The sequence below is a fragment of the Neisseria lactamica genome, assembly GCF_901482445.1.
Lineage (GTDB): Bacteria > Pseudomonadota > Gammaproteobacteria > Burkholderiales > Neisseriaceae > Neisseria > Neisseria lactamica.
Window position 1 is genome coordinate 1930465 of sequence record NZ_LR590477.1, and the last position, 15600, is coordinate 1946064.

A 15600-nucleotide genomic window follows, 5' to 3' on the forward strand; every position below is an offset into this window, starting at 1 on the left:
GCCGTCTGAAGCCTGAACAGGAAATTAGGATACGATAATGAGCCAAGGCAAAATCGTGCAAGTTATTGGTGCGGTGGTTGACGTGGAATTTCCACGCGATGCGATTCCGCATGTTTACGATGCCCTGAAATTGGACGAGAACGGTCTGACCCTGGAAGTCCAACAGCTTTTGGGTGACGGCGTTGTCCGTACTATTGCAATGGGTAGTTCAGACGGCCTGAAACGCGGCATGTCTGTCAGCAATACCGGTGCGCCAATCACTGTGCCGGTAGGTAAAGGTACGTTGGGCCGTATTGTCGACGTATTGGGTACACCTGTTGACGAAGCAGGTCCGATCGATACCGACAAGAGCCGCGCCATCCACCAAACCGCCCCGAAATTCGACGAGTTGTCTTCAACTACCGAATTGTTGGAAACCGGCATTAAAGTGATCGATTTGCTGTGTCCGTTTGCTAAGGGCGGTAAAGTAGGTCTGTTCGGTGGTGCCGGTGTGGGCAAAACCGTGAACATGATGGAATTGATCAACAACATCGCCAAAGCGCACAGCGGTCTGTCCGTGTTTGCAGGCGTGGGCGAGCGTACCCGCGAAGGTAACGACTTCTACCACGAGATGAAAGATTCCAACGTATTGGATAAAGTAGCCATGGTGTATGGTCAGATGAACGAACCTCCGGGCAACCGTCTGCGCGTTGCTTTGACCGGTTTGACGATGGCCGAATACTTCCGCGACGAAAAAGACGAAAACGGCAAAGGCCGCGACGTATTGTTCTTCGTGGACAACATCTACCGTTACACCCTGGCCGGTACCGAAGTATCCGCACTGTTGGGCCGTATGCCTTCCGCAGTGGGTTACCAACCGACATTGGCTGAAGAAATGGGTCGTTTGCAAGAGCGTATTACCTCTACCCAAACCGGTTCCATTACTTCCATCCAAGCCGTTTATGTACCTGCGGACGACTTGACCGACCCGTCTCCGGCGACAACCTTCGCCCACTTGGACGCAACCGTCGTATTGAGCCGCGATATTGCCTCTTTGGGTATTTACCCGGCAGTCGATCCGCTCGATTCTACTTCACGCCAATTGGATCCGATGGTGTTGGGTCAAGAGCACTACGACGTGGCGCGCGGTGTGCAGTCCACCCTGCAAAAATACAAAGAATTGCGCGACATTATCGCCATTCTGGGTATGGACGAATTGTCTGACGAAGACAAACTGACTGTAATGCGTGCCCGTAAAATCCAACGCTTCCTGTCCCAACCGTTCCACGTTGCCGAAGTGTTTACAGGTTCTCCGGGCAAATATGTCGCCCTGCGCGATACCATTGCCGGCTTCAAAGCCATCTTGAACGGCGAATACGACCATCTGCCCGAACAGGCATTCTATATGGTCGGCAGCATCGAAGAAGCGGTTGAGAAAGCGAAAACCTTAAACTAAGGAGGTCGGCATGAGCATCATGCAAGTTGAGGTGGTCAGTAGCGAGCAAAACATCTATTCGGGCGAAGCCGGCTTTGTGGTGGTTCCGACCGTTCAAGGTGAGCTTGGTATTTACCCGCGACACGAGCCGATTATGAGTTTGGTGCGGCCGGGGGCTTTGCGTTTGACCGTCCCCGGTGAGGATAAAGAGGTTTTGGTTGCCGTTTCCGGCGGTGTCTTGGAGGTTCAGCCCGATAAAGTTACCGTTTTGGCGGACGTTGCCGTCCGTAGTGCGGAAATGGATTGGGCGCGTGCGGAAGAGGCGAAAAAAGCTGCTGAAGCGGGCATCTCTCAAGCCAAAGACAACAAGGATTTGGCGGAGGCGCACAAGGCATTGGCTGCCGCAATCGCACAGCTTAAGACTTTGGACTATATCCGTTCGCATAAAAAATAAAACTTATGTGGTTTGGAAAAGCACGGCTCTTTGACCGTGCTTTTTATTTTCCGGGTTTAAATCAAAGACTGTGTTTGAATAGGGCGTTGGCAGGCATAGCCCGCTTCAAGGTATTCAATAGGGCAGTCTGCCGCCTAACCGAAACATATAGTGGATTAACAAAAATCAGGACAAGGCGGCGAAGCCGCAGACAGTACAAATAGTACGGCAAGGCGAGGCAACGCCGTACCGGTTTAAAGTTAATCCACTATATTATCCGTCCGACCGGGTTTCAAATCAGCCGCCTTCGAGATAAATCTATTCAAGCGGCTATGGAAACAGTAAAATAAAACCTTTATTTTATCGAACAATAAGCCATGCTTACCTTCCAACAAATCATCTTCAAGCTGCAAACATTCTGGGCAGACAAAGGCTGCACCGTCATCCAACCTTTCGATATGGAAGTCGGCGCCGGCACTTCCCACCCCGCCACCTGCTTGCGCGCGCTCGGTCCCGAGCCTTGGTTTGCCGCCTACGTCCAACCCAGCCGACGCCCTAAAGACGGCCGCTACGGCGACAACCCCAACCGCCTGCAACACTATTATCAATTCCAAGTCGCCCTCAAACCCGCCCCCGCCAATATCCAAGACCTCTATCTTGATTCTCTGCGCGAATTGGGCATCGACCCCAAAGTGCACGATATCCGCTTTGTCGAAGACGACTGGGAAAACCCCACCCTCGGCGCGTGGGGTTTAGGCTGGGAAGTCTGGCTCAACGGCATGGAAGTAACCCAGTTTACCTATTTCCAACAAGTCGGCGGCATCGACTGCACGCCCGTACTCGGCGAAATCACCTACGGCATCGAACGCTTGGCGATGTACCTGCAAGGCGTGGAAAACGTCTATGACCTCGTTTGGGCAAAAACGCCGGACGGCAACACCGTAAGCTACGGCGACGTGTACCACCAAAACGAAGTCGAACAATCCACCTACAACTTCGAATACAGCGATGCCGACTGGCTCTTGCGCCAGTTCAACGACTACGAAGCGCAAGCCAAACGCCTGCTCGCCGTTGAAGGAGCAAGCCTCGCCCTGCCTGCCTACGAGCTGGTCCTCAAAGCGGGGCATACGTTCAACCTTTTAGACGCACGCGGCGCGATTTCCGTAACCGAGCGGGCAACTTATATTGGACGTATTCGTGCATTGAGCCGCGCTGTGGCGCAAAAATATGTCGAAAGCCGCGAAAAACTGGGATTCCCGTTGATTAAAAAATAACGATACGTCGTCTGAAACAGGCTTTCAGACGGCCTTTATTGCGTATCCATTAATACAGGCCGTACGGCATATGCAGGCTTTATAAGCAGGGCCTACGGACAAACAGAAAGTCTCATATGACAACCCAAACCCTTTTAATCGAACTCCTTACCGAAGAACTCCCGCCAAAAGCCCTGAATAATCTGGGCAACCATTTTGCCGCCGCCGTTGCCGAAGGCTTGGAAAAAGCGCAACTGGTTGACGGTGCAGTCGAATTTACCGCCTACGCTTCTCCTCGCCGTTTGGCGGTTCAAGTCAAAAACGTCAAAGCCGTTCAGGCAGATCAAAAAATCGTGAAAAAAGGCCCTGCCGTAGCGAATGCCGTAAAAGACGGTGTGCCGACCAAGGCTTTGGAAGGTTTCGCACGCGGTGCGGGGGCGAAAATCGAAGACCTGACCATCATCAACGACGGCAAGCAGGACGTGTACGCCTACGAATACGTCCAAACCGGCAAACCGCTGGGCGAGCTTTTGGAAGACATTATCAATGCCGCAGTGAAAAAACTGCCGATTCCGAAAGTGATGCGTTGGGGCAGCAGCACGTTTACCTTCGTGCGCCCCGTCCACGGGCTGATTGTGCTGCACGGCGGCGACATCGTAAACGTCAGCGTTTTGGGTTTGCAAAGCGGCAATCAAACCTTGGGACACCGCTTCCTTTCCAGCGGCGAAATCACCATTGAAAACGCCGACAGCTACGCCGAACAAATGCGCGAGCAAGGCAAAGTCGTCGCTTCGTTTGCCGAGCGCAAAGCTGCGATTCAGACGGCATTGGAAGGGCAGGCACGCCGTCTGAACGCGACTGTTGCCGCCGATGAAGCATTGTTGGACGAAGTAACCGCGCTGGTCGAATGGCCTGTTGTTTTGGAAGCCGGTTTTGAGGAACACTTCCTCGCCGTGCCGCAAGAATGCCTGATTCTGACGATGCAGCAAAACCAAAAATACTTCCCGCTGCTCGACCAAAACGGCAAGCTGATGAACCGCTTCCTGCTGGTTTCCAACCTGCAAACCGAAGATCCGTCGCACATCATCCGAGGCAACGAACGCGTCTTGCGCGCGCGCCTGTCTGATGCCGAGTTCTTCTACAAACAAGACCAAAAAGCGACTCTGGAAAGCCGCCTGCCCAAGTTGGCGAACGTGGTGTACCACAACAAAATCGGTTCGCAAGCCGAGCGCATCGAACGCCTGCAAAGCATCGCCGCCCACATCGCTAAAGCATTGGGCGCGGATGCCGCCGCAGCCGAGCGTGCCGCACGGTTGGCCAAAGCCGACTTAGTGACCGAAATGGTCGGCGAATTCCCCGAACTGCAAGGTACGATGGGTAAATACTATGCCCGCTTGGACGGCGAAACCGAAGAAATCGCCGAAGCCGTCGAGCAGCACTACCAGCCGCGTTTTGCCGGCGACAAGCTGCCCGAAAGCAAAATTGCCGCCGCCGTGGCACTGGCGGACAAACTGGAAACCTTGGTCGGAATTTGGGGCATCGGTCTGATTCCGACCGGTGACAAAGACCCCTACGCCCTGCGCCGCGCCGCCTTGGGTATTTTGCGGATGCTGATGCAGTACGGTTTGGACGTGAACGAACTGATTCAGACGGCATTCGACAGCTTTCCCAAAGGTTTGCTCAACGAGAAAACGCCGTCTGAAACCGCCGATTTTATGCAGGCGCGCCTTGCCGTGTTGCTGCAAAACGATTATCCGCAAGACATCGTTGCCGCCGTACTCGCCAAACAGCCGCGCCGTTTGGACGATTTGACCGCCAAACTGCAGGCCGTTGCCGCGTTCAAACAACTGCCCGAAGCCGCCGCGCTCGCCGCCGCCAACAAACGCGTGCAAAACCTGCTGAAAAAAGCTGATGCCGCGCTGGGCGAAGTCAATGAAAGCCTGCTGCAACAGGACGAAGAAAAAGCCCTCTTTGCCGCTGCGCAAGGCTTGCAGCCGAAAATCGCCGCCGCCGTCGCCGAAGGCAATTTCCAAACCGCCTTGTCCGAACTGGCTTCCGTCAAGCCGCAAGTCGATGCCTTCTTTGACGGCGTGATGGTGATGGCGGAAGATGCCGCCGTAAAACAAAACCGTTTGAACCTGTTGAACCGTTTGGCAGAACAAATGAACGCGGTAGCCGACATCGCGCTTTTGGGCGAGTAACCGTTGTACAGTCCAAATGCCGTCTGAAGCCTTCAGACGGCATCGTGCCTATCGGGAGAATAAATTGCAGCCTTTAGTCAGCGTATTGATTTGCGCCTACAACGTAGAAAAATATTTCGCCCAATCATTAGCCGCCGTCGTGAATCAGACTTGGCGCAACTTGGATATTTTGATTGTCGATGACGGCTCGACAGACGGTACGCTTGCCATTGCTAAGGATTTTCAAAAGCGGGACAGCCGTATCAAAATCCTTGCACAAGCTCAAAATTCCGGCCTGATTCCCTCTTTAAACATCGGGCTGGATGAATTGGCAAAGTCGGGGGGGGGGAATATATTGCGCGCACCGATGCAGACGATATTGCCGCCCCCGACTGGATTGAGAAAATCGTGGGTGAGATGGAAAAAGACCGCAGCATCATTGCGATGGGCGCGTGGCTGGAAGTTTTGTCGGAAGAAAAGGACGGCAACCGGCTGGCGCGGCACCACGAACACGGCAAAATTTGGAAAAAACCGACCCGGCACGAAGACATTGCCGCCGTTTTTCCTTTCGGCAACCCCATACACAACAACACGATGATTATGCGGCGCAGCGTCATTGACGGCGGATTGCGTTACAACACCGAGCGGGATTGGGCGGAAGATTACCAATTTTGGTACGATGTCAGCAAATTGGGCAGGCTGGCTTATTATCCCGAAGCCTTGGTCAAATACCGCCTTCACGCCAATCAGGTTTCATCCAAATACAGCATCCGCCAACACGAAATCGCGCAAGGCATCCAAAAAACCGCCAGAAACGATTTTTTGCAGTCTATGGGTTTTAAAACCCGGTTCGACAGCCTTGAATACCGCCAAATAAAAGCAGTAGCGTATGAATTGCTGGAGAAACATTTGCCGGAAGAAGATTTTGAACGCGCTCGCCGGTTTTTGTACCAATGTTTCAAACGGACGGACACGCCGCCCGCCGGCGCGTGGCTGGATTTTGCGGCAGACGGCAGGATGCGGCGGCTGTTTACCTTGAGGCAATACTTCGGCATTTTGCGCCGATTGCTGAAAAACCGTTGAAAAACGCCGCTTTATCCAACAGACAAAAAACAGGATAAATTATGCAAAACCACGTTATCAGCTTAGCTTCCGCCGCAGAACGCAGGGCGCACATTGCCGATACCTTCGGCAGGCACGACATTCCGTTTCAGTTTTTCGACGCACTGATGCCGTCTGAAGAACTGAATCGGGTGATGGCGGAATTGGTGCCGGGATTGGCAAAACAGCACCTGTTGAGCGAAGTGGAAAAAGCCTGCTTTATGAGCCACGTCGTATTGTGGAAACAGGCATTGGACGAAGGTCTGCCGTATATCGCCGTATTTGAGGATGATGTCCTGCTTGGCAAAGACGCGGAGAAATTCCTTGCCGAAGACGCTTGGCTAAAAGAACGCTTTGACCCCGATTCCGCCTTTATCGTCCGCTTGGAAACGATGTTTATGCACGTCCTGACCTCGCCCTCCGGTGTGGCGGACTACTGCGGGCGTGCCTTTCCGCTGTTGGAAAGCGAACACTGGGGGACGGCGGGCTATATCATTTCCCGAAAGGCGATGTGGTTTTTCTTGGACAGGTTTGCCGCCCTGCCGCCCGAAGGGCTGCACCCCGTCGATTGGATGATGTTCGGCAACCCTGACGACAGGGAAAGGATGCCGGTTTGCCAGCTCAATCCCGCCTTGTGCGCCCAAGAGCTGCATTATGCCAAGTTTCACGACCAAAACAGCGCATTGGGCAGCCTGATCGAACACGACCGCTGCCTGAACCGCAAACAGCAAAGGCGCGATTCCCCCGCCAACACATTCAAACACCGCCTGATCCGCGCCCTGACCAAAATCAGCAGGGAAAGGGAAAAACGCCGGCAAAGGCGCGAACAGTTAATCGGCAAGATTATTGTGCCTTTCCAATAAAAGGAGAAAAGATGGACATCGTATTTGCGGCAGACGACAACTATGCCGCCTACCTGTGCGTTGCGGCAAAAAGCGTGGAAGCGGCCCATCCCGATACGGAAATCAGGTTTCACGTCCTCGATGCAGGCATCAGTGAGGCAAACCGGGCGGCGGTTGCCGCCAATTTGCGGGGGGGGGTAATATCCGCTTTATAGACGTAAACCCCGAAGATTTCGCCGGCTTCCCCTTAAACATCAGGCACATTTCCATTACGACTTATGCCCGCCTGAAATTGGGCGAATACATTGCCGATTGCGATAAAGTCCTGTATCTGGATATAGACGTATTGGTCAGGGACAGCCTGAAGCCTTTATGGGATACCGATTTGGGCGATAACTGGCTTGGCGCGTGCATCGATTTGTTTGTCGAAAGGCAGAATGCTTACAAACAAAAAATCGGTATGGCGGACGGCGAATATTATTTCAATGCCGGCGTATTGCTGATCAACCTGAAAAAATGGCGGCAGCACGATATTTTCAAAACGGCCTGCGAATGGGTGGAACAATACAAGGACGTGATGCAATATCAGGATCAGGATATTTTGAACGGGCTGTTTAAAGGCGGGGTGTGTTATGCGAACAGCCGTTTCAACTTTATGCCGACTAATTATGCCTTTATGGCGAACAGGTTTGCGTCCCGCCATACCGACCCGCTTTACCGCGACCGGACTTATACGGTAATGCCCGTCGCCGTCAGCCATTATTGCGGCCCGGCAAAGCCGTGGCACAGGGACTGCACAGCGTGGGGTGCGGAACGTTTCACAGAGTTGGCGGGCAGCCTGACGGCCGTTCCCGAAGAATGGCGCGGCAAACTTGCCGTCCCGCCTGCAAAGCGTATGTTTCAAAGATGGCGCAGAAAACTGTCTGCCAGATTCTTACGCAAGATTTATTGACGGGGAAGAAGCCTTCAGACGGCATTGGATGTATCGGAAAGGAGAAACGGATTGCAACCTTTAGTCAGCGTATTGATTTGCGCCTACAACGCAGAAAAATATTTCGCCCAATCATTAGCCGCCGTCGTGAATCAAACTTGGCGCAACCTGGAGATTTTGATTGTCGATGACGGCTCGACAGACGGCACGCCCGCCATTGCCCGGCGTTTCCAAGAACAGGACGGCAGGATCAGGATAATTTCCAATCCCCGCAATTTGGGCTTTATCGCCTCTTTAAACATCGGGCTGGACGCATTGGCAAAGTCGGGAATGGGGGAATATATTGCGCGCACCGATGCCGACGATATTGCCGCCCCCGACTGGATTGAAAAAATCGTGGGCGAGATGGAAAAAGACGCGGATATTGTCGCAATGGGTTCCTATTTGGAGATTTTGGCGGAAGAAAACAATAAAAGCGTGCTTGCCTCCATTGCCCGAAACGGCGAAATTTGGAAGAACCCCCTGACCCATCAGGAAATTACGTCTGCCTTTCCCCTCCGCAATCCCATACACAACAACACGATGATTATGCGGCGCAGCGTCATTGACGGCGGTTTGCGGTTCGACCCCGCCTATATTCACGCCGAAGACTATAAATTTTGGTACGAAGTCGGCAAATTGGGCAGGCTGGCGAATTATCCCGAAGCCTTGGTCAAATACCGGTTCCATCAAGACCAAACTTCCTCCAAGCACAACCTGCAACAGCGTCAGACGGCGTGGAAAATCAAAGAAGAAATCAGGGCGGGGTATTGGAAGGCGGCAGGCATAACCGTCGGGTCGGACTGCCCGAATTACAGGCTTTTGAAATCAACGGCATATGCCTTGCACGAAAAAGCCTTGTCCGGACAAGATATCGGATACCTCCGCCTGTTCCTGTACGAAAATTTCTTGTCGTTGGAAAAGTATTCTTTGACCGATTTACTGGATTTTTTGACAGACCGCGTGATGAGGAAGCTGTTTGCCGCACCGCAATATAGGAAAATCCTGAAAAAAATGTTACGCCCTTGGAAATACCGCAGCTATTGAAACCGAACAGGATAAATCATGCAAAACCACGTTATCAGCCTAAGCACCGCCGCAGAACGCAGGGCGCACATTGCCGATACCTTCGGCAGGCACGGCATCCCGTTTCAGTTTTTCGACGCACTGATGCCGTCTGAAAGGCTGGAACAGGCAATGGCGGAACTCGTCCCCGGTTTGTCGGCGCACCCTTATTTGAGCGGAGTGGAAAAAGCCTGCTTTATGAGCCACGCCGTATTGTGGAAGCAGGCATTGGACGAAGGTCTGCCGTATATCGCCGTATTTGAGGACGACGTTTTACTCGGCGAAGGCGCGGAGCAGTTCCTTGCCGAAGACGCTTGGCTGCAAGAACGCTTTGACCCCGATTCCGCCTTTATCGTCCGTTTGGAAACGATGTTTATGCACGTCCTGACCTCGCCCTCCGGCGTGGCGGACTACTGCGGGCGCGCCTTCCCGCTGTTGGAAAGCGAACATTTTGGTATGGCGGGCTATATCATTTCCCGAAAAGCGATGCGGTTTTTCCTGGACAGGTTTGCCGTTTTGCCGTCCGAACGCCTGAAGGCGGTGGATTGGATGCTGTTCAGCAGTTTTCTCGACAAAGGGGGGATGACGGTTTGCCAACTGACCCCCGCCTTGTGCATCCAAAGCGAAACCCTGCCCAGCCAACTGAAAAACGGCAGGCAGGAATCGTACCGCAACCGCCGCTCCCCGAAGGTTTTGTTGAAACGCGCTTTGGGAAAAATCGGTCGGGAAATCGAAAGGGCGAGGGAACGGAAGCGTCAGAAAAAATTAGAAAAACACCTCGGGCGGCACGTCGTCCCGTTTGAATAGGTTTTGGCCTTTCCTTATTTGGCGGGTGTGCGCTGTCCCTAAATTTATGTCGGGGAATCCGGTTTGTTCGGTTTCACTTGTTTTCGGGTAAGCCCTAATTCGTGATTCCCACGAAAACAGAAAGCCAAAAACAGAAACCTGAAATCTCGTCATTCCCGCGCAGGCGGGAATCTAGGTCTTTAAACTTCGGTTTTTTCCGATAAATTCTTGCCGCATTAAAATTCTAGATTCCCGCCTTCGCGGGAATGACGGCGGAGAGAGTTTGTTGTTTCGGATAAATCCCTGTAGTTTTTCATTTCTAGATTCCCGCTTTCGCGGGAATGACGGTGGGGGGGATTTCTGTTTTTCCGACAAATTCCTAAAACTTAAAATTTCATCATTTCTGCGAAGACAGAAAACCAAAAACAGAAACCTGAAAACAGCAACCTAAAATTCGTCATTCCCGCGCAGGCGGGAATCCAGTCCGTTGAGTTTCAGTCATTTCCGATAAATCACCGCAACGTTAAATTTCTAGATTCCCGCTTTTGCGGGAATGACGGCGGGGGAAATCTTATTTGAACCTACTATCTTAATCGGCTGCAAAATGCCGTCTGAACGGGTTTCAGACGGCATTTCTGTTTATACAAAATCGCCCCAAAGCGTCTGCATCGCGGCGAGGGCGGCGAGGGCGGCGGTTTCGGTGCGCAGGATGCGTTTGCCCAATGTTACGGCTTGGAAGCCGGCATCAAATGCCTGTTGTTCTTCCTGTTCCGTCCAGCCGCCTTCGGGCCCGACCATAAAGACGATTGCGCCGGACGGGTGGCGGATGTCGCCGAGTTTGCGGGCGCGGTTGATGCTCATAATCAGCCTGGTGCTTTCAGACGGCATTTTGTCGAGTGCTTCACGGTAGCCGATGATGGGCAGTACGGGGGGAACGGTGTTTCTGCCGCTCTGTTCGCACGCGGAGATGACGATTTCCTGCCAGCGTGCGAGGCGTTTGGCGGCGCGTTCCCCGTCGAGGCGGACGATGCAGCGTTCGCTGATGACGGGCTGTATGGCGGTTACACCCAATTCGACACTTTTTTGCAGGGTGAAATCCATGCGATCGCCGGAGGAGATGGATTGTATCAGTGTGATGTTCAGCGGGGATTCCGTATCGGCGGTTTCTTCGTGCAGGATTTCGGCTTCGGCGCGGCGTTTTTCCAAAACGGTCAGCCGTGCGGCGTGTGCCTTGCCTTTGCCGTCGAAGAGGGTGATGTTTTCGTTGGGGCGGACGCGCAGGACGTTGAGGTGGCGGACGATGTTGTCGGGCAGGGCGACGGTTTGTCCGACGGAAAGGTTTTCGGGCAGGTAGAATCGGGGCATAGTTTTTGGCGGTTCGGACGGTTATAATCCGTCGCAGCGGCGTGATGGAAACGGACATTATACGTTTGCGCGCCGCAAGTTCAAAATATGAGGACAGTGGGAAGTGTTGCACCGTTTGCAGAAAGTCGTGCGCCATATCGCGCAAACCGAAATTATGCCGCGTTTTTTGAATACGCCGTCTTGCCGCAAGGAAGACGGTTCGATGTTGAGCGAGGCGGACATTGCCGCGCAGACGGCTTTTGCCGCCGCGTTGCCGCTTCTGATCGATTGCCCGATGTTGGGCGAGGAAATGTCGCGGCAGGAACAGTCGGCTTTGTGGGAACAATATTCGGGGGAAAAGGGGCTGTGGATTGTCGATCCGATAGACGGGACAAATAATTTTGTCAACGGGCTGCCGCATTTTGCGGTATCGGTGGCGTTTGTCCGCAACGGGCGCGCCGAGTTGGGCGTAATCTACAACCCGGTCAGCGGCGAATGTTTTTATGCCGAACGCGGGCAGGGGGCGTTTTTAAACGGGACGCGCCTGCCCCTGCGCCTCGTGGATAAAAAACTCAATGAGGCAATCGCGGGCGTGGAAATCAAATATCTGCGTTCCGGCAAACTTTCCAGCCGTATGAGTACGCTCGCGCCTTTCGGGACGGTGCGGAGTATGGGCAGCAGTACGCTGGACTGGTGTTATCTGGCCTGCGGACGCTATGATGTTTATGTCCACGGCGGGCAGAAGCTGTGGGACTATGCTGCGGGTGCGTTGATTTTCGAGGAGGCGGGCGGCAGGCTGACGACTTTGGAAGGCGACAGGTTTTGGAGTGGTGAACACGTGTTCAAACGCTCGGTTGTTGCCGCGCTCGAACCGAAGCTGTTTGAACGCTGGGTCGGGTGGATACGGGAAAACCAATAGGTTCAACAGGTTTGTTAATATATTTTCACGATTAACGTTCCTTAACATTAATTCGGGTACAATCCTTTCCGCTGATTACCGCTGCCGTTTCTCCCTTTTCGGCAGTGCAGCAAGTAAGACGTTTTCCCGCAATGTATTGACCATTCATACTTACCCTTGGTATGAATGGTTTTTTTTGCACGTTGAAAATGCCGTCTGAACGTTCAGACGGCATTTTTATGCGACAGGTTGCAGATATTTGCCGCAGCAGGCTTTGAATTTTTTGCCCGATCCGCAAATGCAGGGTTGTTTCATCGCAGGATGCGGAACGGTGGGATCGATAAAATACCATTGTCCGCCGATGTTGACGAAGCCGGACAGTTCGTGATGCGCGGATCGGTGTTGTCCGTCTCGGAAGTAGGCTTCAAATTCGACTTGGGCGTGCTGTTTGCCGAAGTTGCGGTGTGCGATGACATTCAAGCCCAGCCATTCGGTTTCTCTGCTCCACTGCATCAGTTCGGCGGCATCGAGGAATGTTTGTTGCGCCGGAACGGTGGTGGCGACAATGTAATCTATCAGATGCAGGACGTATGCGCTGTATCGGGCGCGCATCAGCATTTCGGCTGTCGCCGGCAGGATATGGCGCAGATGAAGCAGTCGGCAGCAGCCGGCATAGCTTGTGCCTGAACCGCAGGGGCAGGGCGGGGTGTGGTGTGTGTTCATCAAAATTTCCTCACCGGTTGAAACCCCTCCCTTTAGGGAGGATAATCAAATTGGGAGAGATGTAACCTCTTCCAATTCAGGGCAACACGTAGGGCGACGCTTTATGTGTCGCCCTGTGTGTTGAAACATTTTGTTTGGGAATGCAAATGCCGTCTGAAGGCTTCAGACGGCATTGCCGGCACGGCAGCCCGTCAGGGCATCAGCATACCGCCGTTGACGTGCAGCGTCTGACCGGTAATGTATTTCGCCTGATCGGAAGCGAGGAACAAAACCGCATCGGCAATGTCTTGCGCGTCGCCGAATCTGCCCAAGGCGGTTTGGGCGGTAAAGGCTTGGCGGGTTTCTTCTGGCAGGGCGCGGGTCATGTCGGTATCGATAAAGCCGGGGGCGACGCAGTTGACGGTAATGCCCCGGCTGCCGACTTCGCGCGCCATAGATTTGGCAAAACCAATCAAGCCCGCTTTTGCGGCGGCATAGTTGGTTTGACCGGCATTGCCCATCACGCCGACGACGGATGTGATGTTGATGATGCGGCCGGAACGTTGTTTCATCATACCCCGCAAGACGGCTTTAGAAGCGCGGAACACGGATTTTAGGTTGACCTGCATGATGTCGTCCCACTCTTCTTCTTTCATACGCATCAGGAGGTTGTCGCGGGTGATGCCGGCGTTGTTGACCAGAATGTCGAGTTTGCCGAATGCTTTTTCGATGTCGGCAATCAGGCTTTCGACGGTTTCGGGTTCGGCGGAATTTAATACGCGACCTTCGCCGCCCCATTGCGCCAACCGCCCGCTAATCGCCGCCGCACCGCTCTCACTGGTCGCCGTACCGATGACTTTGGCACCGGCTGCCGCCAGCGTGTCGGCAATCGCCGCGCCGATACCGCGCGATGCGCCTGTTACCAAAGCGATTTTGCCGCTTAAATCTTGTGTGCTCATATTTTTTCCTTTTTTCCGATAATCGAAGGACTGCGCCGGACGGTGCAGCCCTGTTTGCTGTTTATTCCCACTCGATGGTGGCAGGCGGTTTGCCGCTCACATCGTAAACCACGCGGTTGATGCCTTTGACTTCGTTGATGATGCGGTTGGACACGCGGCCGAGCAGTGAGTATGGCAGTTCTGCCCAGTGTGCGGTCATAAAGTCGCTGGTGATGACGGCACGCAGCGCGACGACGTAGTCGTAAGTGCGTCCGTCGCCCATTACGCCGACGGATTTGACGGGCAGGAAGACGGCGAAGGCTTGGCTGGTCAGGTCATACCAAGGCGTGCCGTTTTCGTCGGTAGTGTTGCGTAATTCTTGAATGAAAATGTCGTCTGCTTGACGGAGCAAGTCGGCGTATTCTTTTTTCACTTCGCCCAAGATGCGCACGCCCAAACCTGGACCCGGGAACGGATGACGGTACACCATTTCGCGCGGCAAGCCCAAAGCAACGCCCAGTTCGCGCACTTCGTCTTTGAACAAATCGCGCAACGGCTCAAGCAGCTTGAGCTTCATGTTTTCAGGCAGGCCGCCGACGTTGTGGTGCGATTTGATGGCGTGGGCTTTTTTGGTTTTCGCGCCTGCGGATTCGATTACGTCAGGGTAAATCGTACCTTGCGCCAGCCATTTGGCGTTGGTAAGTTTTTTCTCTTCGGCATCAAATACTTCGATAAATTCCGCGCCGATGATTTTGCGTTTTTTCTCAGGGTCGGTCACGCCGGCGAGTTTCGCCATAAACTGCCCTTCGGCATCGACGTGAATCACTTTCACGCCCAAGTTGCGGGCAAACATATCCATCACCATTTTGCCTTCGTTCAGGCGCAACAAACCGTGATCGACGAACACGCAGGTCAGTTGGTCGCCGATGGCACGGTGAATCAGTGCGGCGGCTACGGAAGAGTCCACGCCGCCGGACAGACCCAAAATCACTTCGTCGCTGCCGACCTGTTCGCGGATTTTGGCAACGGCTTCTTCGATGTAGTTCGGCATCGTCCAGCCCGGTTGCGCGCCGCAGATGTCCAAGACAAAGCGGTTCAACAGGGCGCGGCCTTGTTTGGTGTGGGTAACTTCGGGGTGGAACTGGATGCCGTAGAATTGTTTTTCGGCGTTTTCCATCATGGCAATCGGGCAGGACGGGGTGTCGCCGATGACGGCGAAACCGTCGGGCAGTTTGGACACTTTGTCGCCGTGGCTCATCCATACGTCGAGCGTGTTGGGCGTGTCGTCTTGAATGCCGCGTGTCAGCTCACTGTCGATGGTTTTGACTTGCGCGTAACCGAATTCGCGCTGGTTGCCGGGCTGCACTTCGCCGCCCAAGTGGTGCGCCATAAACTGCATTCCGTAGCAGATGCCCAAAACCGGAATGCCCAAATCAAAAATACCGGTATCGGCTTGGTAGTCGGATTCGTAAACGGAATTAGGGCCGCCGGAAAGGATGATGCCTTTGGGGTTGAAGGCTTTGATTTCGTCCAAAGGCATATCGAAGGAATGCAGTTCGCAGTAAACGTGGGCTTCGCGCACGCGGCGGGCGATCAGTTGGGTAACTTGCGAACCGAAGTCGAGGATGAGAATTTTGTCTTGGGTCATCATTGTGTTTTCAACGGGTGGTGTTT

At 53.7% G+C, this 15600-nt stretch carries 12 protein-coding genes and 2 pseudogenes; 10 read left to right on the forward strand and 4 right to left on the reverse strand.

Annotation, left to right across the window (positions count from 1 at the left end):
- Positions 1–37 precede the first annotated feature (37 nt).
- The 9 genes and pseudogenes from atpD (at position 38) to FGL10_RS10495 (ending at position 10065) form a co-directional block, all read left to right on the forward strand.
- Positions 38–1435, forward strand: a complete 1398-nt coding sequence (atpD, locus tag FGL10_RS10450) for a F0F1 ATP synthase subunit beta (protein WP_003708440.1) — start codon at positions 38–40, stop codon at positions 1433–1435.
- A 10-nt stretch (positions 1436–1445) separates the two neighbouring features.
- Positions 1446–1868, forward strand: coding sequence for a F0F1 ATP synthase subunit epsilon (locus FGL10_RS10455; protein ID WP_003708438.1), 423 nt, complete (start codon positions 1446–1448; stop codon positions 1866–1868).
- Between the two features lie 356 nt (positions 1869–2224).
- A complete protein-coding gene (glyQ, locus tag FGL10_RS10465) occupies positions 2225–3121 on the forward strand; it encodes a glycine--tRNA ligase subunit alpha (protein WP_036469494.1) in 897 nt (298 codons plus the stop codon).
- Between the two features lie 116 nt (positions 3122–3237).
- Entirely contained in the window at positions 3238–5301 is a 2064-nt protein-coding gene (gene glyS / locus FGL10_RS10470; RefSeq protein WP_003708432.1) for a glycine--tRNA ligase subunit beta, read from the forward strand.
- Positions 5302–5317: 16 nt separating this feature from the next.
- Positions 5318–6363 (forward strand): annotated as a pseudogene (locus FGL10_RS10475) (glycosyltransferase family 2 protein).
- A 41-nt stretch (positions 6364–6404) separates the two neighbouring features.
- Entirely contained in the window at positions 6405–7244 is an 840-nt protein-coding gene (locus FGL10_RS10480; protein ID WP_003708430.1) for a glycosyltransferase family 25 protein, read from the forward strand.
- Between the two features lie 11 nt (positions 7245–7255).
- A pseudogene (locus FGL10_RS10485) lies at positions 7256–8175 on the forward strand (glycosyltransferase family 8 protein).
- A gap of 51 nt (positions 8176–8226) precedes the next feature.
- Complete coding sequence (locus FGL10_RS10490) at positions 8227–9240, forward strand: glycosyltransferase family 2 protein (protein ID WP_036469490.1); 1014 nt, start codon at positions 8227–8229, stop codon at positions 9238–9240.
- Between the two features lie 18 nt (positions 9241–9258).
- The gene (locus FGL10_RS10495) at positions 9259–10065 is read left to right on the forward strand and encodes a glycosyltransferase family 25 protein (RefSeq protein WP_003708426.1); all 807 of its coding nucleotides are present in this window, start codon (positions 9259–9261) and stop codon (positions 10063–10065) included.
- 618 nt (positions 10066–10683) lie between these two features.
- Here FGL10_RS10495 and FGL10_RS10505 read toward each other — a convergent pair.
- Positions 10684–11409: a 16S rRNA (uracil(1498)-N(3))-methyltransferase gene (locus FGL10_RS10505; protein WP_036469487.1), complete on the reverse strand. Its 726-nt coding sequence runs from the start codon at positions 11407–11409 to the stop codon at positions 10684–10686.
- Positions 11410–11512: 103 nt separating this feature from the next.
- Here FGL10_RS10505 and FGL10_RS10510 point away from each other — a divergent pair, with 103 nt between their 5' ends.
- Entirely contained in the window at positions 11513–12307 is a 795-nt protein-coding gene (locus FGL10_RS10510; RefSeq protein WP_036469484.1) for an inositol monophosphatase family protein, read from the forward strand.
- A 216-nt stretch (positions 12308–12523) separates the two neighbouring features.
- Here FGL10_RS10510 and FGL10_RS10520 read toward each other — a convergent pair whose 3' ends face one another.
- From FGL10_RS10520 to guaA, 3 genes are all read right to left on the reverse strand, one after another.
- A complete protein-coding gene (locus FGL10_RS10520; RefSeq protein ID WP_003708414.1) occupies positions 12524–13009 on the reverse strand; it encodes a YchJ family protein in 486 nt (161 codons plus the stop codon).
- Positions 13010–13200: 191 nt separating this feature from the next.
- Complete coding sequence (gene fabG / locus FGL10_RS10530) at positions 13201–13947, reverse strand: 3-oxoacyl-ACP reductase FabG (protein ID WP_003708412.1); 747 nt, start codon at positions 13945–13947, stop codon at positions 13201–13203.
- Between the two features lie 61 nt (positions 13948–14008).
- Entirely contained in the window at positions 14009–15574 is a 1566-nt protein-coding gene (guaA, locus tag FGL10_RS10535) for a glutamine-hydrolyzing GMP synthase (protein ID WP_036469512.1), read from the reverse strand.
- Positions 15575–15600: the final 26 nt, after the last annotated feature.

Bases quoted from the DNA above. Each gene is read 5' to 3' on its own strand.
- atpD (WP_003708440.1), top strand. From the start codon at position 38: ATGAGCCAAGGCAAAATCGTGCAAGTTATTGGTGCGGTGGTTGACGTG.
- FGL10_RS10455 (WP_003708438.1), top strand. From the start codon at position 1,446: ATGAGCATCATGCAAGTTGAGGTGGTCAGTAGCGAGCAAAACATCTAT.
- glyQ (WP_036469494.1), top strand. From the start codon at position 2,225: ATGCTTACCTTCCAACAAATCATCTTCAAGCTGCAAACATTCTGGGCA.
- glyS (WP_003708432.1), top strand. From the start codon at position 3,238: ATGACAACCCAAACCCTTTTAATCGAACTCCTTACCGAAGAACTCCCG.
- FGL10_RS10480 (WP_003708430.1), top strand. From the start codon at position 6,405: ATGCAAAACCACGTTATCAGCTTAGCTTCCGCCGCAGAACGCAGGGCG.
- FGL10_RS10495 (WP_003708426.1), top strand. From the start codon at position 9,259: ATGCAAAACCACGTTATCAGCCTAAGCACCGCCGCAGAACGCAGGGCG.
- FGL10_RS10505 (WP_036469487.1), bottom strand. From the start codon at position 11,409: ATGCCCCGATTCTACCTGCCCGAAAACCTTTCCGTCGGACAAACCGTC.
- FGL10_RS10520 (WP_003708414.1), bottom strand. From the start codon at position 13,009: ATGAACACACACCACACCCCGCCCTGCCCCTGCGGTTCAGGCACAAGC.
- fabG (WP_003708412.1), bottom strand. From the start codon at position 13,947: ATGAGCACACAAGATTTAAGCGGCAAAATCGCTTTGGTAACAGGCGCA.
- guaA (WP_036469512.1), bottom strand. From the start codon at position 15,574: ATGACCCAAGACAAAATTCTCATCCTCGACTTCGGTTCGCAAGTTACC.